Origin of the sequence: Tsuneonella flava (assembly GCF_002870965.1) — a bacterium.
In the GTDB taxonomy this organism is placed as follows: Bacteria; Pseudomonadota; Alphaproteobacteria; order Sphingomonadales; family Sphingomonadaceae; genus Tsuneonella; species Tsuneonella flava.
In genome coordinates this window covers 32554-56854 of record NZ_PHSO01000007.1, presented here as the reverse complement: position 1 = coordinate 56854, position 24301 = coordinate 32554, and the positions used below count along the sequence as shown (strand labels likewise).

The window sequence follows — 24301 nt, the reverse complement described above, 5'->3', positions numbered from 1 at the left end:
GCGACTTGACCAAAAATCGGCTTGCGATAGCTTCCAGTTCTCGGAGGCAAGATCACTGATGAAGATTCGCAGATTGTATAGGAAAATCGCAGGATGAAGCGTCGGCGTTTCCTGTCGGGCGTTGCCGCGAGCGGCTTGGCGTTGTCTCTGCCTGCTTGCAGTTTGACGGACGACACCCCCACCTATCGCTATCGCCTGAAGGTGGAGGTGGAGACGCCTGAAGGTCTCAAGACCGGTTCCAGCGTGATCGAGGTTGAGCAGAGCATGGGTCGTTCGGCGGGGACCGGCTTTGGCGAGATCATAATGCGCCGGGTGCATGGGGAGGCGGTGGCGGTTGATCTGCCCGGTGGGCGCACGCTGTTCGCGCTGCGGCGTTCCGAGGACGAGACCGACTGGGCCGGGAATGTCATGCAATATCTCGCGCCCAAAATAGCAGGCGAGAAATTCAGCGAGCAATTCGACAATGTGCTGCTGATAAAGGGAGAGCATGAACTGCCGCGCTACTGGCCGCCCTTTGCAGGCGGACTGGTCCTGTCCGGCTACCCGATGCTGGTGACTTTCGGTGACCTCGCCGATCCGACCAGCGTGGCGCTGGTAGATCCAGACGACTTGGCCGCGAGCTTTGGCGACGGCTACGCGCTCAAGCGCATTACCGTGCAGATGACCAATGATCCGGTGACCACCGGGATTGAGAAGCGGCTGGGTTGGTTGAATAGATTTCGTAAGTCGTACTTCGATGGATCATCAACCGTGTCCGAAGATATGACGACAGATCGCCTGACTGCACACTTGACTAGCGGAAGTTTTTCAACGGAGCTTGCTCGATGAATCGCGAGGTATTCTTATCCCTACTTGCTCTCGATTCCTACAATCGAGGGTATGGCCAAAATGTTGGTGACCTGAGCAATTCCGGGATGATCGGTAATGCAACGATTGTGCGGCAATCGAACACAGACGAGGCTTCGGACGAAGTAGCCGCCGGTTTCTACGCCATTGCCTATAACTGGGATGGCCAGACAGTCATTTCCTATCGCGGCACCAATTTCGAGATCAACTGGAGTATCAGCGATTTCCTGAACAGTCCTGCGGTGCAGGACGCCTGGAATGGCTGGTCGCTGGGGGCAGGCTTTTCCTCCGCAGGCCAAGGCCAGCTGGCAATCGATTTTTACGAAGCCGTGGCCGGGGTGGATTCGATCTACGATACCAACGGAGGCACGACAATCCTGACCGGCCACTCGCTCGGCGGTGGACTGGCGGGCTATGTCGGAGCTCTTGGTCGAGTCGATTCTGTCGGTTTCGACCACATGCCCTTCCTGCAGGCGGCGCAAGCGCAAGCGATTGCGGTGGCGGTTTCGCGTGCGCTGGCAGCAGCAGCTCAGGAGTTTGGCTCGTCAGTTACCATTCCCGAACTGGCACTTGCAGCCCCTCTTGGTGCCAGCAGTGATTTGTATGACGCCGTCGTTGCGTTCACCGATACATTCACCGACGAATGGAACAGGATCAAGCCAGATACCGACACGATGACGGGGTACTATCTCGAAGGAGAGGTACTTGAGGATGTCCGGAACCTTGATGAGCTGGTCAACGGAGTCGACCTTACCAATTTGTCGGAAATTTTGTTGGGTAGCCTGCTCAACATTATTGGTGTTGCGGGTTCATATTCCGAAGATGTCGTCCAAAAGACAGAGATTTCCAATCGCGATGCTGATCAGGAGCTGTCCCCTGTTTCGCTCCACTCCATGTCGCTCCTCACGATAAATTTATTTGGTGAGAAACAGTGGTCAACAGAAGGCGGCGGAACCGGCTGGGAAACCGCAGCTCAGCACATTTTCCCTTCCCTGAGCAGTGACGACATCGGCGGCGCGCTCGACCTTGACAGCTATCCGGGCGTGGCGAGTGCGGGTGCGAAGATGAGCACCATGATCGCATACTCAGCGATCAATGAAGGCGAGCGTGTCTTTGGCGATACCGGCATTCGGGCTCTTTTCAGCGATGCCGATGATTTCGGAAACGCAATTAGCAAGCTGCCAAGTTTTGTGTCGGATGATGTAAAATCGAGCATTGGTTCGCTCGTTGTCGAATTTGCAGGGCTTCTGGCTCTAAATAAGGTTTTGCAAGCCGATTGGCCTACCGCAGTGCGAGGCGTGCTGAGCTACGGCCCAGGCGAGACGGGCGGAACAGGCTTTTGGATTGACCTGAGCGACAAGACCTGGTCGCTCAACCAGGTCTTGGGCTCTTCATACAAACCGGAATCGGCTACGGGCTTGGCCGAAAATCTGGTTCGCGCCTCGCTCGGACCAGCCTACAGCACCTCTGGTCGGGACTTTATCCTTGGGCAGTTGACGAGTTGGCTGTCGCTCGGCGGGCAGAATACCGATGCTGCTGCTTTCAGGGACGTGACCGGAATTTCCATTAGCCTGACTCAGGGCTCTCTGTTCGAGACCGGGGAAACGGGCGGTCGAAGCCTGATCGTCGGAACGGACGGTGCGGAAAATGTTGCGCTCCGCGAGTCGAATGGTCCGGCCATTGTTCTGGGCGGAGGAGGTGCAGACAACATCACCGGTACGTCTCAAGATGATGCCTTCATTGGTGGAGCAGGCGATGACACGTTTTCTGGCGGTGACGGCAAGGACTGGTTCTTTGCAGGCAGCGGCAATAACATTATCGATGGCGGTGAGGGATATGACACAGCAATCTATAGCGATGCGGGAACGGTAGTCATCAGCTTGGACAGTTCGAGCCCTGGAGGCGAACTACAAATTCATGGCAACGGACCCAACGATACTTTGAGTTCTGTCGAACTTGTAAGAAGTCAGGCAAGCACCACGATCTTTGACCTAAAGGGGGCGATCGGGCCGGATGTCAGCCTGACAGTCGAGGCAATTGGTAACGGTGTTGCCGGTTCAAACGTTCGGCAGATAATTGCCGCTGGCGGTCTCTCGCATGGCATCGGGATTGATCTGAATCGAGTGTCTGGTCAAGGCCAAATCTACAACACCGAAACAGGCGGCGTAATTTCTCTCGTCAATTTTCATACACAGATTGTCGCCACTGAATTTGACGATGAAATAGCTGATGGCAGCGACGCAGAGAAGGTGATAGCAGCCGGCGGCGGCAACGACTTTATCTCGGTTGAGGGAACATCTTCCCAAGCGATCATTTTTGGCGGCGAGGGCGCCGACGCGATCATCGGTGGCGACGGCAATGATGTATTGATCGACTACGCTTATCAGCAGGATGACCTGCGCAGCATTTTGGTTTCCGTTGGCGCAGGGGCAACGACCGAGCGGCTTGGGTATGGCGCTATCACGGCAGGGGCCGGGAATGATACGATTGTCGTCGGTCGCGATCTACCAGAAGTGGATGAACTCGGACTAATCCCGTACGGTCCGATCGGGGCCGGCTTCCATCTTGACCCCGGTGCGGGGGACGATACGGTCCACCTAGTTGGTGGCGACAGTGTGTATTACTATCGCTACAGTGCCGGAGATGGAAACGACCATATATTTGCCAACAGCAAGGTTTCTATTGTTCCTATTGGACCGCGACGGGACGGCTCATATTATATCGCTACACGCCTTGTTAATCAACGGGTTTTTGCATTCGACCTTTCAGACTATGCTTCGTCTGAAATCTCCGGCTCATTCCAGATTTCCAGCATCTACACGCTTGAACCGGGCGTCGAGGAAATATTGACCCCCGAAGGTATGCCCCCCCAACTTCACGAAATTTCTGGCAGCCTGACCATCTCCCTTGCCGATGGGGGGGCAATTGTCCTGTCCGGCTATATAATCAACTATCTCGGAAACCTTGACGACCTGTTTCAAACCGATGTGTTTTCCGTCGACCTTCCCTGGCGTATCGAGGCCGCGGACTTCGGCGAAATCAATTTCACATTTGGTAGCCCATCCCCATCCCCATCCTCTTCCCCTCCGCTAGCCGCTGCGGCCAGCTTTGCCGCGGTGAGCCAGGGTGCCACGGCGTCTCAGGGCGACAACTTCATGGTTGTCGGCGATCAATCGCTGATAGGCGGCGAAGGGACTGATCGGCTCATTGTGACCTGGGCGCTTGACACGCTTACTTCCACACTCGACGGCAATTCAATCACAATTTCAGACCGGTGGGGCCTGATTGGTTCAACTACCTTGACTGATTTCGAAGAGATTTACGACGCAGCTGAGGACAAGACCTACACCATCGAAGAATTCCACCAACTCCTTCTTAGCGGTGCCAATAATGATGATACGGAAGGCACTGAAAACGATGATGTCCTTGAGGGTACGGACGCGCGTGACCGCATCTATGGATATGAAGGCGACGATGCCCTCACAGGCCTTGCAGGCAACGACTTGCTTGATGGCGGGGTCGGCGCTGACGAAATGGCGGGCGGCACGGGCAACGACACCTACATCGTCGATGATGCGGAAGACATAGTTACCGAAAATGCCAACGAAGGAACGGACTTGGTCCGCAGCAGCATCGACCTCACACTTGCGGCCAACGTTGAACGCCTCGAACTGCTTGATGGTGCAGCTAACGGTACCGGCAACGAGCTCGACAATCGCATTACGGGCAATAGCGCTTCCAATGTCCTGTCCGGCCTTGATGGCGATGACAATCTGATTGGCCTGGCGGGCGATGATACGCTCCTGGGCGGGAGCGGAAGCGATCAACTCATTGGAGGTGACGGCGATGATACGCTTGACGGTGGGGACGGCAATGACACCCTGCTAGGCGGCGCGGGCGCTGATACGATGTCGGGTGGTTTGGGCGATGACAGCTACTTTGTCGATGATGCCGGAGATAGTGTCGTTGAGGCAGTCGATGAAGGCAATGATACGGTTTTCACGTCACTTGAGGACTATCAGGCGCCGGACAATATCGAGAGGGTCGTGCTGCGCGATGGGGCAGTCGATGCCTACGCCAATGATACCGGAACGGAAATTCAGGGCAATGAGCTCGACAATCTCCTCCTCGGCAGCATTGGCAATGACCGCCTTTACGGGTCGGACGGCGATGACGAGCTCTATGGTAACGAGGGAAGCGACCACCTCGATGCTGGCGATGGATCGAACTACGTCGAAGGCGGCGACGGTGATGATGTTATCAGAGCGGGAGGCGGAGATGATGTGCTCTTCGGCGATGAAGGCAACGACACTATCTATGCCGGGACCGGTTCCAACTATGTCGAAGGCGGCAACGGTGATGATGTCATTCATGGTGGTGACGAAGTAACCGACTGGAGTTCACCAGATCAGGGTGCCGCGCACTATGATGTTCTTTATGGCGACGTTGGTAACGATACCATCTACGGCTATGCTGGTGACGATAGACTTGTCGGTGACGATGGTGACGACATTCTCCTCGGTGGGGGCGGTTCGGACTGGTTCTACGGGGGTGCCGGAGACGACCTGCTCATCGGAGATGGGATCGCAACGCTCGCTGATATCGGCAGCTATGTTTCGAGTCAGGACTCCGGCTACAATGTCGACGACGTAGACATCGTTTTTTATGATAGAAACCGGCAAGACTTCACGATCACGGCACTGGGCAACAACTGGTTCAGGATCGAGGACGCAACGGGTACTACGACCGACGTCGACTATGTCGTCAATGCGGAAGCAATTGCGTTCAACCAATATGACCCTGTTACAGGCGATTATCTCGATACCGACTATATCTCGCTGCTAAGCGAAGACACTGCTTTCTCGCTCGTTCCGCCACTTGACCTGCCAGAAGGTGAGGTGGCCGAGTATCTGATCACTCTCGAAAATGGCGATCCTACCCCTGACTGGATCACGGTTGTTGACGGCCACATCACTGGCACTCCGCCGGAGAACTTCTTTGGCCAGGTGTCACTGCTCGTATCTGGTTCTTCTGCAACTTGGTCTGACCAGGATATCATGACCCTTGACTTCTTCCCGGTGAATGACGCGCCAACTGCGCAGGGTTCGCTTGCCGATGTTGAACTCGATTTGTCGCAAACATTCGCATTTGATATTTCGACCGTCTCGTTCAGCGATGTCGATGGCGACGATTTGTCTGTCACAGCCACGCTTGCTGATGGCAGCCCCCTGCCCGAATGGCTTTCCTTCGACGGGATGGTTTTCTCAGGTACGTCTCCGGATTCCGATCCAGGAGGTCTCGCAATCCTTGTTCATGCTTCTGACGGCACTCTGGAAGCAACCAGCGGTTTCATGCTCAGCTTCGCTCAATCGTACAATCCGATTGAAAGGACCGAAGTTAACGACACGCTTTATGGCACTGCGCAAAGCGACGCCATTTTAGGGCTTGCGGACGACGACTACATCTTCGCTGGCGACGGCGACGGCGACGGCGACGGCGACGGCGACGATGTGCTCGATGACGGTGATGGCAATGACACGCTGATCGGCGGAGCAGGAACAGACATTGCTCGCTTCTCTGGTGCCATGAGCAGCTATTCTATCACTACCTTGGGCGGTTCGCTCAGGGTGACGGATAACGCGCCGACCGTTGATGGCGACGATGGAACCGACACAATCATCGGCATCGAGCAGCTCGAATTCGAAAATGGGGAGACTGTCTCGGTTGCATCCCCCATCATCCTGGATCTGGTTGGTGACGGTATTGAAACCGTTAGTGCTGTGAGCAGCGACGCGAGGTTCGATCTTGACGGCGATGGGCTGGCTGACAACACTAGTTGGATCGGCGCAAACGAAGCCTTCCTGTTCATGGACCGTGACGGCAACGGGACCGTGTCCGGTGTAGGAGAAATCAGCTTCGTTAATGATGTCGAAGGGGCTGCTTCGGATCTTGATGGTCTGGCCGCATTCGACCACAATGGCGACGGGGTGCTTGATGCAGATGACGAGCGGTTTGCAAATTTCGGTGTCTGGCGCGATGCGAACGCCGATGGTTCGGTCGATGCTGGCGAGACCTTCAGCCTGACAGCAGCAGGGATTGCTTCGATTGATCTTCACGGAACGGCGATCGATGGCATCAGCAAACTGGGTGAAGCCACAATCATCAACATCGGTAGCTACACGCTCTCAAATGGCGAAAGGCGAGATTTTGCCGATGCGGCACTGACCTACTTCTCGGCAGAGGACAGTCAGCCTGAACCAGAGGTGTTCTGGTCGGGCCCCAATGCCGACGATGTCAGTTCAGGCACGGGCCGGGAACAGCCAGGGCTGGAGCACTTGTTCGAACGCTTACGGCGCAATGATGATCTGCGCGATGTGTTCGACAGGTATGATCCGGAGTTTACACGCTTCAACTCCGCTGGCATCTTGCCATCGCGGGGCGCACCTACAGTCGGCAATGGGAGCGCAAACCCAACGGGAGCCGTTCTGTCGGCACTGATCGATGAGGATGCCTCGTTGTTGTCTGATCAGTTGGCAATCGACGTTGGTGGGCGCCTTGCATTGATCCGCCAACACCTCGCATCATTTGGAGTCACAGGTGCCGAGGATATGCATGGCATCAACCGTCGTAGTGGCGAAGTTGTGGACTGGTTCGCTTGAAGGCAATGGGGAATTGGTGTGCTCCAAAGTCGACGTCATTCCCAACGTCCAGTGCAATGATATTGGGGAGGCTTCGCAAAGGAACAGGTCAAAGTCCTGTTTCTTTGCCCTGTTCAGCCTCAAACGCCCGCCCTCCCTTGCGTCGAAACAGCACCAGCGCCTGCGCGCTATCCGGCCCGCGCAGCTTGGCAGCAACGGTGAGAAATGCACTGTAGAGCGCCGCGCGATCATCGTCGGGCAGTTCTACCAGATCGGCCTTGGCGAGCAGGCCGCCCAGCTCAATCAGTTGCCGGGTTCGTTCGCGTCGTTTGACCTGCCATTCGCGCATGTCGGTTCGTGTCTTTGCTGCCTCAAGCCGATACCGCGTCGCCATCGAGCGGGAGAGTGCCTTCCGGCTGCTGGCGAGGTCCGCTCGCAGTGTGGCGCCCTTTGCCTTTGACGTGACCCCCAGCTTTCCCTCAGCTGGGATTAGAGCCGTGCGGTTGTTGCACTGCTACCCAACCTTGGACCGCTCAGGTCTAGAGTTTTCCGCCTTACTCGAGTCCGGTGGGCTGGTCACACCGGCTGAGTTTACCAGCATGATCGGGGGGATATTCCCGATCGCACTGTGCGGTCGTTCTTCGTTGTAGTGTCTACGCCAGGCCTCCAGCTTTTCGCAAGCATCTTGCAGCGACAGGAACCAGTGGGCGTTCAGGCATTCGCTGCGCAGCTTGCTGTTGAACGCTTCGATAAAGGCGTTGTCTGTGGGCTTGGCAGGGCGGGAGACCCGAAGGGCGGCGAAGCCAACTCCAGGATCACACCGCGCTGGTAAGCCCACAGATCCATGTCCCGCGAGATGAACTCGCTGCCATTGTCTACCCTGATCGGCTTGGGATAGCCGATCCTTCTGCATGCCTGATCCAGTGTGGCAACCACGTCCTCACCCCGATAGCTGAACCGGGGATCAATCACCGGCAATAGCCGTGAGAACGTGTCGACCACCGTCAGAATGCGCAGCTTTCGACCTGTCGCCAGCTGGTCGTGCACAAAGTCCATCGCCCAGACATCGTTCGACCTGATCGCAGGAGCACGGTCTTCGCGGAGCTTCGCCTTGACCTGCCGCTTCGGCGTCTTGTTCCGCAACGGCAGGCCCAACTCCCTGTAAAGTCTGTAAACCTTCTTCATGTTCACATGCCAACCATCACGGCGAAGGATGTAATACACCCGCCGGTAGCCGTAGCGCACATGCGTCTCGCATATCTCCTTGATACGCTTCTTCAGAAAGGCCGGATCGGTGCGACGGGACTGGTAGTGATAACTGGAAGTGTCGAACGGCAAAGCCCGGCAGGCCCTCCGGATCGACACGCCCCAGTCCGCCAGCATCCCGTCGACCAGCTCGCGCTTCCGATCCGGCCTCAGAGCTTTCGGCGGATGACGTCCTGCAACATCTCGTGATCCAGTGTCAGATCGGCGACGATCTTCTTCAGTCGGCCGTTCTCGTCTTCCAGTTCACGCAGCCGCCGCATCTCAGACGGCATCAGCCCTGCGTATTTCTTCTTCCAGTTGAAGTGAGTCGCCTGGCTGATCCCTGCCTTGCGGCAGATCTCCGCCACCGGCGTTCCTTCCTCACCCTGCTTGACGACGAACGCTTTCTGCGCGTCCGTGAACTTCGATGCTTTGGCTTCGCCTGCCTTCGGCTCATGCCGTAACTCCTCGCCCAGCCAAGGATGTTTACGGCGGAAAACTCTAGCTGCGAATGGTCCAGTTTTCAGGTGGCAGAGCAACGTCAATATTTCCGAAAATCTCGCGTCGACTTCTGCGCCATTGCCCGGCGCCATCTCGAAGTCGCCGTGCCGCGCTTTGATACAACTTTGCACGACGTGCTTGAAAAAGGGGTGGCAAAATGCTACCTCATGGGCTGGAGGTGACCTATGGCCCAGTCCATCAAACTTGCTGACGACATCATGAAGATCGTCCGCCGCGAGTCCGAGTTACAGAGCCGCTCGATTGCTAGTCAGATCGCGCATTGGGTGCGCATAGGCCGCGCCATCGAAAAATCGGGCAATTTCGATCATGCCCGCATCACCGCCGCACTTGCGGGCGACATCGAGACAACCGACCTCACTGATGAGGAGAAGGATGTCTGGCTCGACAGCTTTGTCGAGAAGCTGGCGCAGCCGGGATCAGACGAAGACGCTTTCTTTGCCCGGCGGCGGCAGCTTGGACTAGGTGTTGGCCTCGATGCAGCCGGCAATCTCGTGCGTGAGAAGGCCGCGCATAAGGCATGACGCCGACGATGATCGTGCTTGCCGGACCCAACGGCGCAGGTAAGTCGACCCTCTACCAGACCCGCGTAGCACCAAGCTTCGCAGGACCATTCATCAACGCCGACATCATCCAGCGCGACGAACTGCGCGATCCCTCTCCAGCCGCGTCTTACGAAGCAGCCAGGATCGCGTCTTCGCGCCGGGATGAGTATCTTTCTCGAGGTCGCGATTTCGTGACCGAAACTGTCTTCTCGCATCCCTCCAAACTTGAGCTGATCGACGAAGCACGGACCAAAGGTTTCACCGTCATCGTGATGCATGTCGGCGTCGATACGCCAGACCTCTCCGTCGCGCGTGTCGGTACGCGCGTCGAGGAAGGCGGACACATCGTACCCGAGGACAAGATCCGCGCCCGTTATGCGCGTGGCGCGCCATTCATTCGCGCCGCGGTCCTTAAAGCAGATCGGGGCATGGTCTTCGACAATTCGCGCCTCAATGAACCGCCGAGCCATTGCCTGACATTTGCGAACGGGCGACTGGTCTTCGCATTGCCTCGCCTGCCCAACTGGATCAGAACGGTTTATGAAACCGACTTAGAGAGATAAGGCGACGTGCAAATGATGGCCGGCAGGCTGCCTGGCGCGCGCCGCAGCGTGTCGGTCCGTTGCGAACCGGACAGTCGAGATGCACGACCAGTAAATGGCTGACATGCACATGGGGCAAGGTTCGGAGCTTAAGTACAGAATGCAGCCATTGAGGAATGGCGCTTCGAGCGTCTTGCAGGCGCTCCGAATTACAGCGATCTCGGCATGGGCTGTCGGATAGAAGGCAGCATAAACGTGCGGGTTTCCGCAGTGGGCCGCCGGTAGCCTTGCTCCCAACCGCTTACCCCTCGCGAGGCGCGCCTGTCTTCTCCTCTCCATCTTTTGCTGCTGCGGCTCCGGTCGAAGCAGGAGCGAGCAAGGTCCGCCACCCGCCTGCAGTCATGCCAGCACCCAAGCGCAGAAGCCTCCGGATCCTGGAGCGCAGATGATCTGATGCTGCGTCCCAATCGCGTCGGACGGGTGCAACTCCGAACAACGCTTCGGCCACTTCACGTTGGCTCGCGCCGTGCGCCCTCGCATCGTGCGCACGCAAGGCGAGCGTCCAGCGGTCCGCGCGCCGTTCGGCGGGGAACAAGTAGCGGGGCATACGCCCTAATCGCTCGAAGGCGGCAAGCCGGCGGAGCGTCGTTAGCGGCGCGCCGATCCTTGCCAATCCGGTAAAGCAAAACCGCAGCGCTACGGGGCCCTCGCGCAGACTGCCGCCATGCACATCGAGGCGCACACGGCGAATGCCGTCGGAGAGCAGCACATGCTCGCAAGGGTCTTCGCCGTGCAGCAGTGCTGAAAAGCACCCCGTGTGCAGCAGATCGACGCGATCCGCGTTGCCATCGACGATTTCGCAGGGCAGCACCCATGCATCGGTCGCGGCATCGAAGAGGATTGCGGCGTCCTGGGCCGAGTGGGTGGGGTCCTCGGCGAAAGAGCAACCCCCGATGCGGATCGGGACTGTCCGCCGGAAGGAAGAGCGGTGCCGCACAGGCTTGTGACTCGGTTCGCCGGGCGCCGCGATAGTCGGGATCCCGGCGCAACCATTCCCAGGCCCAGCCTTCGCGGTCGAGCGATGCAAGCCAGCGATAAGCTTGTGGATCGCTGCCGTCGGGCGCGCGCAGTTCGGCCCGATCAGCCAATTCTCGGTTTCCCGGGGAAACTGCTGTAAATAAACTGCGAATAATTCGCAAATATTTGCATTTTGGAAGCGGCTGTGGTCAGATGGCGCATGATCGGCATCTCCATAAAGATACCGCAAGCACAACATGATATGGAGCGCCGCGCTTTCCCCTGAAATGGGGAACAGGTGAACAGGATGTCGGGAAGGCGGCGGTGTAGCGGGTTCTGGCGCGCGCCATGAGAGCGATGCCGCCCGACCCATAAAAGGCGATCTGCGGGATCCGGCGGGTTGGGAAACGCCCCCTTGGTCGATGCGGACGATGAGTGGACTATTCATAGCCAGGGAGTTTTTCGGCCTGGCGCGACAGGCGTCGACGAACGCCGATCTGATGCAGGCGCTGGCTTGTGTCTCTATCAGCATGGGTTTCGACTATTTTGCGCTGACGCATCATGTAGACTTCGCGGCGGCGGGCCATGCGGCGGTGCGTCTGCACAACTACCCCGATGACTGGGTCGCCTGGTTTGATGCGCGCCGCCTCGGGGTGAGCGATCCGGTCCACCGGGCCAGTCAGGCGACGAGCATCGGCTTTACCTGGCAGCGCGTGCCCGAACTGATCCGGCTTACCCCGGTCGACCGGCATGTGCTCGATTGCGCGCGCGAACGCGGGATTGGTGATGGCTTCACCGTCCCGGCGCATGTGCCGGGCGAAGCAACCGGCTCCTGTTCGTTCGCGGTGGCGACGGGGCGCTGCGTGCCGTTCGACAATCTGCCGCTTGCGCAATTGACGGGCGCCTTCGCCTTCGAGGCAGCGCGCCGGATCAACGGTACGCGGAGCTTGGACGCGCAGGCGCCAACGCTCACCGAACGCCAGCGCGACTGCGTGTTATGGATGGCGCGCGGCAAGACCGATTGGGAGATCGCGCGGATTCTGGGATTGAGCCAAGAAACGGTCACCCAGCATCTCAAACAGGCCAGAGAGCGCTACGATGTGCCCAAGCGCTCAGTGCTCGCGGTGCGTGCCCTGTTCGACGGACTGATCTCTTTCAGCGATATTTTCCGACGCTAGTGCGCCCTATCCCCAGAAATGGGGATAGGGCGCAAGGGCATCTGGAGAGAGGATCATCCGTCCATCAGACGGGAGCGAAAATCATGTATTTGACGACCCTTAGCGGCACGCAGGGCGTGCCCAACGGCCTCCTTGCCGCAATGTTCGAAGCGCGCAAGCGGATCTTCGTCGACTTGCTCGGCTGGGATGTCCCCGTGGTAGCCGGGCGCTTTGAGGTGGATCAGTTCGATGATCCTCACGCTGTCTATCTCATCATCTCCGACGAGGCTGGCAAACATCTCGGCTCGGCGCGGCTGCTCGAAACCGAGCGCCCGCATATCCTCGACACACTGTTTCCCGAGCTTTGTGAAGGTGCGGTGCCGAAAGGGCCGACGACACGGGAGATTACGCGGTTCGCTCTGGACCCACGCCAGAATGCTCGCCAGCGTCGCCGGGTGCGCGACACCCTGGTCTGTGCTCTTGCCAACCATGCGCTGGCAAACGGTATCGAGGCCTATACCGGCGTCGCCGAGATTGCCTGGCTGCAGCAGATACTTGCTTTCGGCTGGCACTGCGAGCCGTTGGGACTGCCCCGCGAGAATGGGGCGACATTGCTCGGCGCGCTCCGGATCGCGATCACCTCCGAGACGCCGACACTGCTCGTGCGCGCCGAACTCGTTCCCGAGCCGGTCGTCACGCCGCGCCCCGTCCGCGACGCGGCCTGAGGAGAAGGATCATGGCAACGCAAATACAACGCCCGTTCTCTGCCGCCGAATATTGGCAGGCCGAGCTTCAGATGCACGGCTACTGCGTCGTGCCTGATCTGGTTTCATCTGCGCAGGTGGCGGCGCTCGCCGCCGATCTCGCCCCGCAATTCGCGGCGATCGATTTCTGTCGTGGCGATTTCTACGGCGAGCAAACCAAGCGCTTCGGTCGGCTGCTGACGCGCTCGGAACATGCCTCCGCATTCATTCAGCATCCGCTAGTCCTCGATCTCGTCGAGCGTGCGCTGGGGGCGTGGTGCGATACGATCCAGCTCAACCTCACCCAGGCAATCGAAATTCACCCGGGCGCCCCGCGGCAAGTGCCGCACCGCGACCAGGATATGTGGGAAGGGGTGAAGGGCGAGGTCGAATATCTGGTCAATGTGATGTGGCCATTTACGCCCTATACTCAGGCGAACGGCGCGACGCTTGTCTATCCGGGCAGCCATGGCGTGCGCGCACTCGATCCCGACGAGCCGGAACTGAGCGTCGCTGTCGAGATGACGCCCGGATCGGCGTTGATCTTTCTCGGATCGACGCTGCATGGTGCGGGCAATAATCGAACCGACACAATCCGGCGCGGAATGATCGTCTCCTATTCGCTCGGCTGGCTGAAGCCCTATGAGAATCAGTGGCTCGCCTATCCGCCCGAGGTCGCAAGGCGCTTCCCGCGGGACCTCGCCGCATTGGTCGGCTATCGCCAGCACCGCCCCAATCTCGGCAATTGGGAAGGGCTGTGTCCCTCGGTGCTGCTCGGCGAGCGCCTTCCCGAGCGGATTGGCGCGGTCGATGCGTTGCGCCCCGACCAGACGGAGATGGTCGGCGCGTTCCGCCGAAGCCTCGACGATGCCGATGGTAGTTGCTGAGCGTTTCGCGATGAATGCGGCACCGGTTTTCGATCGTGTCTATGGCGGCCTCAAGCGGATGCTGCGCGAGGGGCGCAGTTCGCCCGGCGCGCGGCTCGATCCGGCGGCGCTTGCCGACGAGCTCGCCGCGAGCATCACCCCGGTGCGCGATGCGCTCTATCGGCTGACCGGTGAGCGCATGGTCGATGCGGCGGGCGAGGGCTTCCAAGTGCCCTTACTCACCGAACCCGACCTGCGCGACCTTTATGCCTGGAACCTGCAACTGCTTCTCGCCGCGCCACGCCCTGTCGAACTGCCGAGGGCGCAAATCGACGCAGACCCGCCCATGTCCATCGCCGAGCGCGCCGAAGCGCTCTTTGCAGGGATTGCGCGGCTGTCGGGCAATTGCGAGCAGCTCGCTGCGGTCACCGCGCTCAACGACCGGCTGCATGCGGTGCGGATCGGCGAGCAAAGCTGGTTCGGCGATTGCGACGAAGAACTCGCGAGCTTGGCGCAGGCCGAAAGCCGCGAGATCCGCGTCCTGCTCGGGCGCTATCATCGGCGGCGGATTGCTGCGGTGCCCGAACTTCTACGCCTGCGTTACCGTGCGCATGGCTGAGATATTGCCGCCGAACTTCCTGCAAATATGCTCCATATAAACTTGGGATTTGTGGACGCGGTCCGGACTCTTGGGCTGCCGCGACTCATCGCGGCGGAACCAAGGAGATGATCATGGACACGCAAGACCTTCGCGAACTCGTCGACCTCGGTGCGGCCACGGCTGAAACGCAGGGCTTCCCGATTCCCGAAAACGACATCGTCGGCGTCGGGCTTCTGGCCGCCGGTCTTTCCGACGAGGACTGACGAACCAGGCGCCGGCGATCATTTCGGTCGTCGGCGTCGCGGTGTCTCATCATGGCGTGGCAATTGGCCCCGAATGTAACCTTCTGTATCACCTCGGGAACGGTGCTGTTTCTCGATGTCGGCCGCGATCGATATTTTGCCTTACCCGACGCATTGTCTCCGGCGTTTCTGACCTGGCTCGAAACGGCTGAAGTGTCCGACGCCAGTGAGAAAGCGATGGCGTTGTTGCGCGACGCTGACATCGTTCGGACCGTAGCTCAGGCGGCCAACCTGGGCCCGGCCCGTATTGCGGTGCCGGGCAGAACGCTCGACGAGGCTACGCGCGCATCCTTACGGGCACCCTCACTCGCTGTCTGGAGCAGGGCACGGGCAAGCTACTGCCGAACCCGTAGGAACCTGCGCCGATCGGGGCTGAGCGGATTGATCGCGACCGCGCGAGCATCCAGGCCCGTAGGTAATATCGTCCCGCACCCCGCTGTTGCCGCGAGAGAATTTCAACGCGTACGGGGACCAAGAGCGCTCGAAGGAGATTGCCTCGTCTCATCCTTTGCGATGCTGGACTTTCTCCACCGTCAGGGATCCGACGCGCGCGCGGTGTTCGGCGTGATGGCAAAGCCGTTTCGCGCGCATTGCTGGGTTCAATCGGAAACAGAGATCCTGAACGACGATGTCGATCATGTGCGCATCTTCACCCCGATCCTCGTCATATGAGACGCGACGGCTTTGTGGCGCTCGTCGGGCCGAACGCGCTTGCGGAACGAGCCCCAACTTCGGACCTCGAGCAGAGACTGCGCCTTTCGCACACTCAACAATTTCCAGACTTACACTTCGACGGCGCTCGGATCGGCGACGCGCTGCTTCTGCCGGATGGACTAGGTATCGTCTGGGGTCGACTGTTTGATCGAAGCGGCAACCCGGTGCGCACGGTCAGCCCGGACACGGCACGGGACTGGATTTCGTCGGGCGGTCGCGATCTCGTCGCGACCTTCTGGGGCAGCTATATCGCATTGCTCGTCGGCGAAGATCATCTGCTCGCGATTCGCGACCCATCGGGGGCGACTCCCTGCTACTATGCCTCGACTGCTGGAGGCGTGGTCCTTGCCTCGGATGCGGAGCGCGCGCGATCGGCTGCGGCACTTCCGGTTGCAATCGATTGGACCGAGATACGCTCCGAACTTCAACATATCGGCCGGCGCACGGCGCGGACGGCGCTTGCAGGCTTCTCCGAACTGCTGCCCGGTACGGCATTGCGGATCTCGGAACGCGAAGCGCGTGTCGCCACGCTCTGGTCGCCCTATCAATTCGTCGGAGGCTGGCGCGCGCCGTCGGACTTTGGCGACGCCGCGCACAAGGTTCGCGAAGTCGTGGCACAAACGGTCCGGGCGCTTACCAGCGATTGCGTCCGGCCGCTCAGTGAAGTCTCGGGCGGAGTAGATTCCTCGATCGTTACGGCAGCACTCAGCCTTGCCGGGCGCAACGCGCGCTGCGTTACCGTGCGGGGCGGAGACAGCGATCTCGACGAACGCCCCTATGCGAAGGCCGTGGCAGTTCGATGCGGCTTCGCTTGGAAACAGGTCGTGCTCGATGTCGATGACGTCGACATCCGGCGAAGCGACGCGTTCGCGCTGCCACGCCCCAGCGCCCGAGCCTTTTCGCAGGCCGTCGACGAAGCAAGCCTGCTTGCCGCCCGCGAGATGGGGTGCGACGCCTTCGTGTCGGGTGGTGGTGGCGACAATGTGTTCTGGTACTTCCAGAATGTTCTTCCGGCGCTCGATCGCCTTCGTTGCCAAGGCGTAGGCGGTTTTCTCGCGACGGTACACGACCTCGCCTGGATGAGCGGGGTATCGCGCGCCGAAGCGCTGCGATTGTCGATCCGCCGCCTGTTCCGACGGGTGCCGCGTCCCTGGCCGCACGACATTTCGCTGCTTGCGCCCGAAGCATGCTCGATCGAACCGATGTCCTTACATCCTTGGCTGCCGGCACCATCTGGAACGGTGCCGGGCGTACAGGCCTATGCCAGGCTGCTGGTTCTCATGCAGGGACAATATGAGGCGGCACGCCGCGCCGAAGCGGGCACCATCCTTGCCCCGCTGCTCGCGCAGCCCGTCATCGAAACTTGCCTCGCCATCCCGAGCTGGTTCTGGTGCCGCGAGGGCCGCAACCGCGCCGTGGCGCGAGCTGCCTTCGCCGATCTGCTGCCCTCGGAAATCCTCGCGCGTCGCTCCAAAGGTGGCTTTGACGGATTCGCCTATGCGGTGTTCCTGCGCAACCGCGTGCTCGTTCGCGAAATGCTGCTCGACGGCGCGCTCGCGCAGCAAGGCCTGCTCGATCGACCCGAAGTCGAGCGCCTGCTCAGCGGTTCGGCAGAGGAGTCCAATCTGCTCGCCAATCGGCTGCTGCGGCTCGTGTCGATCGAGGCCTGGCTCGCCTCATGGAGTGGGCGCCTCGGCTGATGCGTGGCCGGCGCGCATCGCACGCCACCGTGCATATTGCGCTTCCTTCGCCGGATCGGGATCTTCGCGGTTGCGCAGCCAGAAGTCGAGCCAGTCGAGCACCCGCTGGTAGATTGCGTAGCGGTGACGCGGCTGCCATTTGATGTGGTACTCGTCCGGAAACACATAGAGTTCGACGGGCTTGTCGGCGTGGCGCAGCATAGTCACCGTCTCGAGCGCCAGACGATATTCGCGGTCGGCCGCCTGGATGAGGATCGGCGCGGCGACGCGACCGGCGTTTCGCGCGAGCGAATATTCCTTCCAGAAAGACACATCGTCTGTCCCCGGGGGCGGATAGCCCCAGGCGCGCGTTTCCTCGGCAAAGGCCGGACCGGTCGCGAAGGCAACGGTCGAGGGATCCTCGCAGCAGGTGCTGAGGATTGCGGTCCGGTAGCGGTCGCTGTGCAGCAAGGTCCATTGGATGGTGGCGATACCGTCGCTCAACCCGGTTATGGCGATACGGCTCTGGTCGACCGCGCTTGTTGCGATAGCTTCATCGACCAGCGCTTCGAGCGCTGAAAATGCCCGGCGCCGATCGGCCCAAACGCGAACATTGGTCCGCTGATAGTCATTATGGCTGGCTGCCGCGCTGCCATAGGCAGGTGGGGTTGGACGCTGGAAACTCAGGACGGCGTAGCCGCGTGCCGCCAGCAGATGCACAGGATATTCGTCGCCGGTTCCCCCACGCAGAAAGCCGCGCGTGTTATATTGGACGATCACCAGCGGGTGGCGCTCGCTGGTCTCGTGCTCCGGCGGCAGCACCAGATCGGCGAAGGCGGGTGCGCCATCCGCCGCTCGGGCAGAAAGCCGCGTGACCGCGCCGAACTGCAGCGCTCCGAACTCGGGATTGGGATCGAAGATCACATGCGACTGACCTGTCGCCGGCGTGATCTGGACGAGGCGGCGCGGCTGGGTGGCGGATTCGCGACCGCATAGAAAGCTCGAACCTTGCCGCAGGCAGCCATTGAGCGGGTCGGTCGTCCGGTACAGCGAGACCGGCGCTTCGCCAGGGTGCCAACGGAAAAACTCGACTTCGCCGCGACGCTGCGTTCCCCAGTCGCGCAGGAACAAAAAGTCACCGTCATTCCAGGCCCAAAGCCCGATGATCCGGTCGCTGCACGCTGCATCGCTGCAATCGAACTGCGCCGGGCCGATACGCGCATGCAGCGGTTTCGGACCGAGATACTGGCCCTGCGGCCGTTCGGTCCAGGCAAGCGCACCGGTTTCGCTTTCTGCGTGGAGCATCGCGCCAGGAGGCAGGCGGGAATCGCCGGACGGCAAGAGTGACCGCTGCTCCTCGCCGGAGGCAGCGCGATCGGCCCCGCCATCGGCTTCGACCGTGCGGAACTCGAACCCCAGTGTTGCCGGAGGCTGCGGCACGCTTGCGGACAGGGGCCAGAAGCTTTCGTCATAAAGATAGCCGCCGCCGCTGTCGAAATCGGTTACGGGCGTTTCGCGAACGACGTACACCAGATGCCGGCTGTCGGGTGCCCAGTCGAAGCGACGGACATCGCGTGCGCCATGCGTGACTTGCTCTGTCGCGCCGCCATCGCTGCGCACGCGCCAGAGTTGCGTGACGCCCGCAATTCGGCGCTGATAGGCGATCCACTGCCCGTCGGGCGACCACTGCGTCCGCAGCGCATCGAAGGCACCGGTGCCCTGGTCAGCCAGCCCGTGCATGTCGGCAACGATGAGCGTGGGCTCGCCACCGACATCGAGTAGCTGCCGGTCGCCTGTCGCGAGATCAATCACGAGCAATCCGATGCAATAGCTGTTGTGCTCGATATCGGCGCGCCGCAGCAGCATCGCGAGGCGGTTGCCGTCGGGCGAAAGCGAAAAGGGTGGCTCGCCTCCCGGAATATCGATCGCGATACCGAAGTCGCGCAATTCGATGAGATCAGTTGCGGTCACTTGACGTTTCGGTGTGTCCGCCACGCCCTGGGGCGGAAGCAGCCGCACGCGGCAATCCTGCGCAGCAGCCGGCGATGCGATCAGGAGCAGCAGTCCCGCGGGCAGCAACTTCCTGCAATGCCTCACCATTGCTTGCTCAGCTGCAGCGTAACGATCCGTCCGAGCGGACTGGCATTCTCGACATCATAGCCGACCGTGGTCGTGCCGAGCAGATAGGCGGTGCGCGGGGGGGCGCGGTCGAACAAATTGGTGACGCTCAGTGCGAGCGAGACGCCTGGGACAACAAAATCGCTTTCGGTCTCATACTCCATTTGCAGGTCGATGGTCAGCCAGCTGTCGACCGGCGTCGCGGTCGCACTCGCATTGTTGGCGTAGCCGTCAACATAATTGGCGAAGACCGCGGCGCCGATGCCGCCACTCGATACCGTCGCGCGCCCGCGCAGGCGAAGATCGGGCGGATTGCCGATCGTATCGACGAGCGCGATCGACGGTGCGTCGACCGTCAGCTTCTGCCGGAAATCGATCAGATAGCTTCCGCTGATGCCCAATTCCGCTGCGCCTTCGGAAAAGGGGAGCCGGTACGCAACATCAAAATCGAGACCGGACAGACGTTGCGACGCGAGATTTTGGGTTCGCGCATCGACCACCGCAGTAACGGCACTTGCCGGTATCGGCGTCAGCGGCAGGAAATAGGGGCTGGCATAATAATCGGCGACCGCCGCCGGGTCGGGACTGTCGTCGATGATCGGCGCGTAGACATCGCGGTTGGTGAAGAAGCTGAACAGCGCCGAAGAGGGATTCACGATCCGGTCGCGATAGGAGATGTTGAAATAGGTCAGCGCTGCGGAAAAGCCTCGGCTGGTATCGGGGCAGACGTCGAGCCCCGCAGTCCAGCTCGTCGCGCGTTCGGGGCCGAGATCGGGGTCGTTACCGCGCAGGATCAGCGCGTTGGTCACCCCGCCCACTGCGGCCGGGTCGGGCAGCGGATAGGCAAAATAGCTAGTGGACCCCGAATCCTGACGCAAGTCGAGGAAGCTCGGCGCGCGGAACGAGGTGCCCCAGGTCCCCCGCAGTCTCAGTGCGTCCACCGGCTGCCAGGACAGACCGAATTTGGGGTTGAAGGTGTCGCCGATCCCCGCGTAGCGTTCGCCGCGCAGCGCGGCGGAGGCATCGAGACGCCCGATCGCGAGCCCGCCGCCGTCAAAGTCCGACAGCGGCACTGCGAGTTCGGCATAGGCTGCGGTTACCTCGCGCGATCCGCTAAAAGCCGAACTCGTCGACACGCTCGGCGTGAGGCTGGTGATATCGAGCCCGGCCGGATCGCTGGTGTAGCGCTCACGTCTATGCTCCGCGCCGAGCGCCAGCCGGACATCGCCCGCCGGCAAGGCAAGCAGCGGCCCTTCGCCGCGCAGCTGGAACGACCAAACGTGATAGCGTCCGCCGCTGGTTAGCGTACCTCGGATGAAATCGATCGTAGCCGGGTTGTTGGAGCTGCCATCTCCAAAGAGATTGAGCGCGCTCGTGGGATCGGTGTCGGTGAGCGCAACTGCCGCGCGTGCGGTGTTGACGAGGTTGTAGACGGTGAGACCGTTCCGTTGCTGACCGTAGGTGGCGCCGAGAGTGACTGTCCACGAGCGGAGCTGCACATCGGCGCCGAGCGAAGCGCCGACGGCCTGGCTGTATCCTCGCCCGCTCTCCGGACCAATATCGTTCAGAAAATTATAGGCGACCTGCACCGGCCCGTTGGTGCCCAGCGGGTCGACATAGAAGGGGTTGGTGACCGGAACGGTGAGGGTCAGCGCATTGCGCGACGTCGGACGACGCACGTCGTAGCGCCGATCGCCGAACAGCGCCTGACCGTGCAGTTCGACATTCGCGCCGATTTCCTGCACGAAGTTCGCAAAGACTGCATGGCGGGCCTGGCTTGGCAGGATGTCCGCACCGGCATAGCGATCGGAAACATTGACCTGGCCTGCGATCAGGGCGCTAGGCTCAAGTGCCGTCCCGTCCTGCCCGGCGGGGATGCCGAAGTGCTGCCCGCCGGCAGTGATGGTTCCGGGAACACCCGCGGCTGTGCGATAGTCGCCCAAACCATAGTGACGCAGATCCTCGCTGACATAAGCGCGATCGGTGGCGGCAAGGCGGCTGCGGTGGTAATATTCATAGGCGATCATTGCATGGCCAGTCGCCCAGCGCGTGCCGGCAAGCGCGCTCGCCTGCCATTCATCCACGCCGTCGCCAAGACCGTAGCGAACATTTGCTGCAAGGCCCCGAAAGCCGGTGCGCGGGATGATATTAACCATGCCTGCGACCGCGTCGGAGCCATAAAGTGCCGAAGCGCCGTCGGGTAGGACCTCGATCCGCTTGATCGCGCTCACAGGGATCATCGAGAGATCGGTGAAGATGCCCGCGATCCCTGCCATGGGAGGACGCTCGCCGTCGAGCAGGACGAGCGTCGAGGACGGGCCGAGCCCGCGAAGATTGATGCCCGAACCATAGCTTGTATTGGCATCGGCTCCGTTGCGCGCCGTCGCGGCTGTGGTCTCGTTCGGGCCGCCGCCGAAATTCTGCGGCAGCGCCTGGAGAATTTGCTGCGTGGTTGCATATCCGCTCTGCTCGATATCGTTGCGATCGATCGTGGTGACCGCGGCGCCAGCGGGTGCGCGCCCGCGAATGCGGGTGCCGGTGACGACGATTTCGCTGTCACCGGCACCCGGTGCCGCCGCGTCCTGGGTGCGATCGGTAGGGACACGCTGGAGGACGAGGGCGTCCCCAACGCCCGTGACCCGCAGGGGCGTGCCGGCGATCAGCCGGGCCAGCGCCTGCTCGGGGGTGAATTCACCGCGCAGCGCGGGCGCGCGTAGACCCGCAAGAAGGTCGGCAGATGCCACGATCGTCGCGCTCGATTGATCGGCCACGGCACGGACCGAGCGCGCGAGGTCCTGTGCAGGCAAGTCGTAATGCTGCCGCTCGGCGCTTTGTGCGCAGGCGGGCATCGCCATGCACAGCGCGACCGCTGAAATTCCCATCTGAGCCAAATGATATCCGCCATGCCCCATGCCGCTGTCTCCTCCGCGCCCGCACCATGCGGATCGCTTGGGGTGCCTGACGACAGCGGCGGGGGTTTCCCCCGGGTCACGCGAAATTTTTTTGAGATGCCTCCCCGGCTAGGGGCGGACCAGCACCGGATCACCCTCAGAATCGGGCTGCACGCGCAGCCCGAAGCCAGAGGCCAGCGCCTGGGCCAGCTGGTCGGGATCGCCCGCGCGAAAGCCCCCGGTGAAGCGCAACCTGCCGAGAGAGGGATCGCCGAGCCGGACCTGGTGGACGGTGTAGCGATTAGCTTCGGCGAGCACGCTCTCAAGCGACGCGTTTTCGAAGCTGAGCGTCCCGGAAACCCAGCGCTCGCCCGCCACTGGTGCGGTTTCGGGCGGCACGGGTCTATCTACCAAAGCCATCTGCCCCGGTTTCAATCGGACAGCAGGGGTAGCGGCATCACTTGTTGCTCCGGACTCCGGTCGGCGCACTTCGACCGAACCTTCAAACAGCCGCACGTGCGGCCGACCGCCAATCAGCGAGACGTCGAACTGCGTCCCGGTGGCGACGACTTCGCCGCCACCTGCCGCGACGATGAAGGGACGGTCGGCATCATGCGCGACTTCGAAGCGCGCGCGGCCGGCAATCAGGCGCAATCGCCGCTCGCCGGGGGTGAAGGCGATAGCGATGCGGCTATCGCTGTCGAGCGTGACCACCGAGCCGTCGGCGAGCGCCACACGGCGGATATCGCCGCGCGGGGTTTCGAGGGTGTCGCTGGCGACGATTTGCGTGCCTGGATCCCCACTCGGCAGCGTGTCCCGCGCAGAAAGCAGCACCGCGCCGAGTATCAGGATCGCGGCGACCGATGCGGCGAGGGCCAGCGCGCGGAGCGGAACGCGCCGTCCCGGCGCCTTGGGCAATCCCTGCCGCGCCTGTCCGGTGGGCGTGTGTCCGACGAGCCCGCCCTGATCCCAGCGCAGCCCCATCCGGTCATAGGCGGCGGCATGGGCGGGATCGACGTGATACCAGGCCTTGAATTCGGCGCGATGGCGCTCGGCATCGGGCCCGCGCATCCGTGCGAACCATTCGGCGGCAGCAAGGCGTGCGTCGTCGTCCGGCGAAGCTCCCGGCGGGGGCGGAGCCATCAGCGCGGACCGAGCGTGCGGTCGAGTGCGACCATGGCGCGAGCGATGGCCTTTTCGACTTGTTTGATTGTGAGGCCGGTGCGTCCGGCGATCTCGGCGTAAGTGAGCCCTTCGAGGCGGTGGGCCATGAAAACCTCCCGTGTGGTGTCGGGAAGCTCCAGCATGGCAAGGTCCAGCCGGTCAAGCATGTCGCGCACCTCGAGCAAATGAATCGGGTCGGTTGCAGCGGGAAGATCGTCGTCGGCGGAAACGTGCAGATTTGCCGAACGCCGCCGCGCGATCTTCGCCTGGTCGCGCAGAAGGTTCTGGGCAATGCGCGTCAGATAGCCGCCGGGATTGCGGACCTTCGTTTGCCGACCTTGCCCAAGTGCTCGGGTGAAAGTCTCGTGGACGAGGTCCTGGGCTTCATCGGGACTGGTCGCGCGCCGCCGAAAGAACCGCCACAAGCGCGGCGCCTCGGCCTCATAGAGCGCCGCCACATCCGCCGCCTGCCGAGCCTCCTCGTCAGCGGCATCCGCTGCCGCCGCGTCAAGGCGCTCGGTCTCGGTCGGGTTCACCCGCATGTCAGGCCCGGGCGGCAACGCCGCCCCACCAGACAATCGAAACCTGCAGTTTTCTCCATCGACCGGCCTCCACTTGCGAGGCTCGGCCTTTATAAAGCCGGGTGATGAGAACGTGCTTGGGAAAACACGCGCCGACGCCTTTAGCCGTGCACGGCCTGGACATGCACGCCGA

General features: G+C 61.3%; 18 protein-coding genes and 2 pseudogenes. 11 read left to right on the top strand and 9 right to left on the bottom strand.

The genetic code is table 11. From position 1 onward, the window contains the following. The first annotated feature begins 93 nt into the window (after positions 1 to 93). Together CV013_RS12440 and CV013_RS12435 are read left to right on the top strand one after the other, a co-directional pair. On the top strand, positions 94 to 828 hold the full coding sequence (locus CV013_RS12440) for a hypothetical protein (RefSeq protein ID WP_102156025.1): 735 nt from the start codon (positions 94 to 96) through the stop codon (positions 826 to 828). Continuing rightward, positions 825 to 7505, top strand: a complete 6681-nt coding sequence (locus tag CV013_RS12435) for a putative Ig domain-containing protein (RefSeq protein ID WP_109862140.1) — start codon at positions 825 to 827, stop codon at positions 7503 to 7505. Before CV013_RS12440 ends, CV013_RS12435 begins: the two co-directional genes overlap by 4 nt. Positions 7506 to 7593: 88 nt before the next feature. Here the strand turns inward: CV013_RS12435 and CV013_RS12430 are convergent, their stop codons facing one another. Next, the gene (locus CV013_RS12430; protein WP_223805305.1) at positions 7594 to 7878 is read right to left on the bottom strand and encodes a conjugal transfer protein TraD; all 285 of its coding nucleotides are present in this window, start codon (positions 7876 to 7878) and stop codon (positions 7594 to 7596) included. Between the two features lie 120 nt (positions 7879 to 7998). Continuing rightward, positions 7999 to 9205, bottom strand: a pseudogene (locus CV013_RS12420) (IS3 family transposase). A 210-nt stretch (positions 9206 to 9415) separates the two neighbouring features. Between CV013_RS12420 and CV013_RS12415 the strand changes: the two are divergent. Together CV013_RS12415 and CV013_RS12410 are read left to right on the top strand one after the other, a co-directional pair. Further along, positions 9416 to 9772 carry a ParD-like family protein gene (locus tag CV013_RS12415; RefSeq protein ID WP_102156023.1) on the top strand — a complete coding sequence of 119 codons (357 nt, stop codon included), beginning with the start codon at positions 9416 to 9418 and terminating at the stop codon, positions 9770 to 9772. Next, positions 9769 to 10356 carry a zeta toxin family protein gene (locus CV013_RS12410; protein ID WP_102156022.1) on the top strand — a complete coding sequence of 196 codons (588 nt, stop codon included), beginning with the start codon at positions 9769 to 9771 and terminating at the stop codon, positions 10354 to 10356. The genes CV013_RS12415 and CV013_RS12410 overlap by 4 nt, the downstream gene beginning before the upstream one ends. Here the strand turns inward: CV013_RS12410 and CV013_RS15975 are convergent. The 3 genes and pseudogenes from CV013_RS15975 to CV013_RS16060 all read right to left on the bottom strand — a co-directional run. After that, entirely contained in the window at positions 10345 to 10674 is a 330-nt protein-coding gene (locus CV013_RS15975; RefSeq protein WP_102156021.1) for a deaminase, read from the bottom strand. The two genes, CV013_RS12410 and CV013_RS15975, sit on opposite strands and share 12 nt — an antisense overlap. Then, positions 10637 to 11065, bottom strand: a complete 429-nt coding sequence (locus tag CV013_RS16065; protein WP_223805329.1) for a DNA -binding domain-containing protein — start codon at positions 11063 to 11065, stop codon at positions 10637 to 10639. The genes CV013_RS15975 and CV013_RS16065 overlap by 38 nt, the downstream gene beginning before the upstream one ends. Positions 11066 to 11393: 328 nt before the next feature. After that, positions 11394 to 11483 (bottom strand): annotated as a pseudogene (locus CV013_RS16060) (hypothetical protein); the annotation flags it as partial. 300 nt (positions 11484 to 11783) lie between these two features. On the opposite strand from CV013_RS16060, the gene CV013_RS12395 reads away from it, so the two are divergent. From CV013_RS12395 to CV013_RS12370, 7 genes are all read left to right on the top strand, one after another. Next, positions 11784 to 12530, top strand: a complete 747-nt coding sequence (locus CV013_RS12395; protein WP_102156020.1) for a LuxR family transcriptional regulator — start codon at positions 11784 to 11786, stop codon at positions 12528 to 12530. 83 nt (positions 12531 to 12613) lie between these two features. Beyond that, the gene (locus CV013_RS12390; protein WP_102156019.1) at positions 12614 to 13234 is read left to right on the top strand and encodes an acyl-homoserine-lactone synthase; all 621 of its coding nucleotides are present in this window, start codon (positions 12614 to 12616) and stop codon (positions 13232 to 13234) included. Between the two features lie 11 nt (positions 13235 to 13245). Beyond that, positions 13246 to 14139 (top strand): phytanoyl-CoA dioxygenase family protein, encoded by an 894-nt coding sequence (locus CV013_RS12385; RefSeq protein WP_102156018.1) that lies wholly within the window; start codon positions 13246 to 13248, stop codon positions 14137 to 14139. A 10-nt stretch (positions 14140 to 14149) separates the two neighbouring features. Then, positions 14150 to 14737, top strand: a complete 588-nt coding sequence (locus tag CV013_RS12380; protein ID WP_157935778.1) for a GntR family transcriptional regulator — start codon at positions 14150 to 14152, stop codon at positions 14735 to 14737. Between the two features lie 113 nt (positions 14738 to 14850). Further along, entirely contained in the window at positions 14851 to 14982 is a 132-nt protein-coding gene (locus CV013_RS15580; protein WP_123639966.1) for a benenodin family lasso peptide, read from the top strand. Between the two features lie 63 nt (positions 14983 to 15045). Further along, positions 15046 to 15693 (top strand): lasso peptide biosynthesis B2 protein, encoded by a 648-nt coding sequence (locus CV013_RS12375; RefSeq protein WP_157935777.1) that lies wholly within the window; start codon positions 15046 to 15048, stop codon positions 15691 to 15693. Beyond that, complete coding sequence (locus tag CV013_RS12370; protein WP_102156015.1) at positions 15690 to 17435, top strand: asparagine synthase-related protein; 1746 nt, start codon at positions 15690 to 15692, stop codon at positions 17433 to 17435. Before CV013_RS12375 ends, CV013_RS12370 begins: the two co-directional genes overlap by 4 nt. On the opposite strand, the gene CV013_RS12365 is transcribed toward CV013_RS12370, so the two are convergent. The 4 genes from CV013_RS12365 to CV013_RS12350 form a co-directional block, all read right to left on the bottom strand. Further along, positions 17412 to 19493, bottom strand: coding sequence for an Atxe2 family lasso peptide isopeptidase (locus CV013_RS12365; protein ID WP_157935776.1), 2082 nt, complete (start codon positions 19491 to 19493; stop codon positions 17412 to 17414). The genes CV013_RS12370 and CV013_RS12365 overlap by 24 nt on opposite strands. A gap of 14 nt (positions 19494 to 19507) precedes the next feature. Then, complete coding sequence (locus CV013_RS12360) at positions 19508 to 22444, bottom strand: TonB-dependent receptor (protein WP_102156013.1); 2937 nt, start codon at positions 22442 to 22444, stop codon at positions 19508 to 19510. 108 nt (positions 22445 to 22552) lie between these two features. Next, positions 22553 to 23566, bottom strand: coding sequence for a FecR family protein (locus tag CV013_RS12355; protein ID WP_102156012.1), 1014 nt, complete (start codon positions 23564 to 23566; stop codon positions 22553 to 22555). After that, positions 23566 to 24129 carry an RNA polymerase sigma factor gene (locus CV013_RS12350; protein WP_102156011.1) on the bottom strand — a complete coding sequence of 188 codons (564 nt, stop codon included), beginning with the start codon at positions 24127 to 24129 and terminating at the stop codon, positions 23566 to 23568. Before CV013_RS12350 ends, CV013_RS12355 begins: the two co-directional genes overlap by 1 nt. Positions 24130 to 24301 lie beyond the last annotated feature (172 nt).

Coding starts and splice junctions, on each gene's coding strand:
- CV013_RS12380 (WP_157935778.1), top strand. CDS start 14,150: ATGAATGCGGCACCGGTTTTCGATCGTGTCTATGGCGGCCTCAAGCGG.
- CV013_RS12370 (WP_102156015.1), top strand. CDS start 15,690: ATGAGACGCGACGGCTTTGTGGCGCTCGTCGGGCCGAACGCGCTTGCG.
- CV013_RS12395 (WP_102156020.1), top strand. CDS start 11,784: ATGAGTGGACTATTCATAGCCAGGGAGTTTTTCGGCCTGGCGCGACAG.
- CV013_RS12355 (WP_102156012.1), bottom strand. CDS start 23,566: ATGGCTCCGCCCCCGCCGGGAGCTTCGCCGGACGACGACGCACGCCTT.
- CV013_RS12410 (WP_102156022.1), top strand. CDS start 9,769: ATGACGCCGACGATGATCGTGCTTGCCGGACCCAACGGCGCAGGTAAG.
- CV013_RS12350 (WP_102156011.1), bottom strand. CDS start 24,129: ATGCGGGTGAACCCGACCGAGACCGAGCGCCTTGACGCGGCGGCAGCG.
- CV013_RS12440 (WP_102156025.1), top strand. CDS start 94: ATGAAGCGTCGGCGTTTCCTGTCGGGCGTTGCCGCGAGCGGCTTGGCG.
- CV013_RS12430 (WP_223805305.1), bottom strand. CDS start 7,878: ATGGCGACGCGGTATCGGCTTGAGGCAGCAAAGACACGAACCGACATG.
- CV013_RS12385 (WP_102156018.1), top strand. CDS start 13,246: ATGGCAACGCAAATACAACGCCCGTTCTCTGCCGCCGAATATTGGCAG.
- CV013_RS12435 (WP_109862140.1), top strand. CDS start 825: ATGAATCGCGAGGTATTCTTATCCCTACTTGCTCTCGATTCCTACAAT.
- CV013_RS15580 (WP_123639966.1), top strand. CDS start 14,851: ATGGACACGCAAGACCTTCGCGAACTCGTCGACCTCGGTGCGGCCACG.
- CV013_RS12415 (WP_102156023.1), top strand. CDS start 9,416: ATGGCCCAGTCCATCAAACTTGCTGACGACATCATGAAGATCGTCCGC.
- CV013_RS15975 (WP_102156021.1), bottom strand. CDS start 10,674: ATGGAGAGGAGAAGACAGGCGCGCCTCGCGAGGGGTAAGCGGTTGGGA.
- CV013_RS12360 (WP_102156013.1), bottom strand. CDS start 22,444: ATGGGGCATGGCGGATATCATTTGGCTCAGATGGGAATTTCAGCGGTC.
- CV013_RS12390 (WP_102156019.1), top strand. CDS start 12,614: ATGTATTTGACGACCCTTAGCGGCACGCAGGGCGTGCCCAACGGCCTC.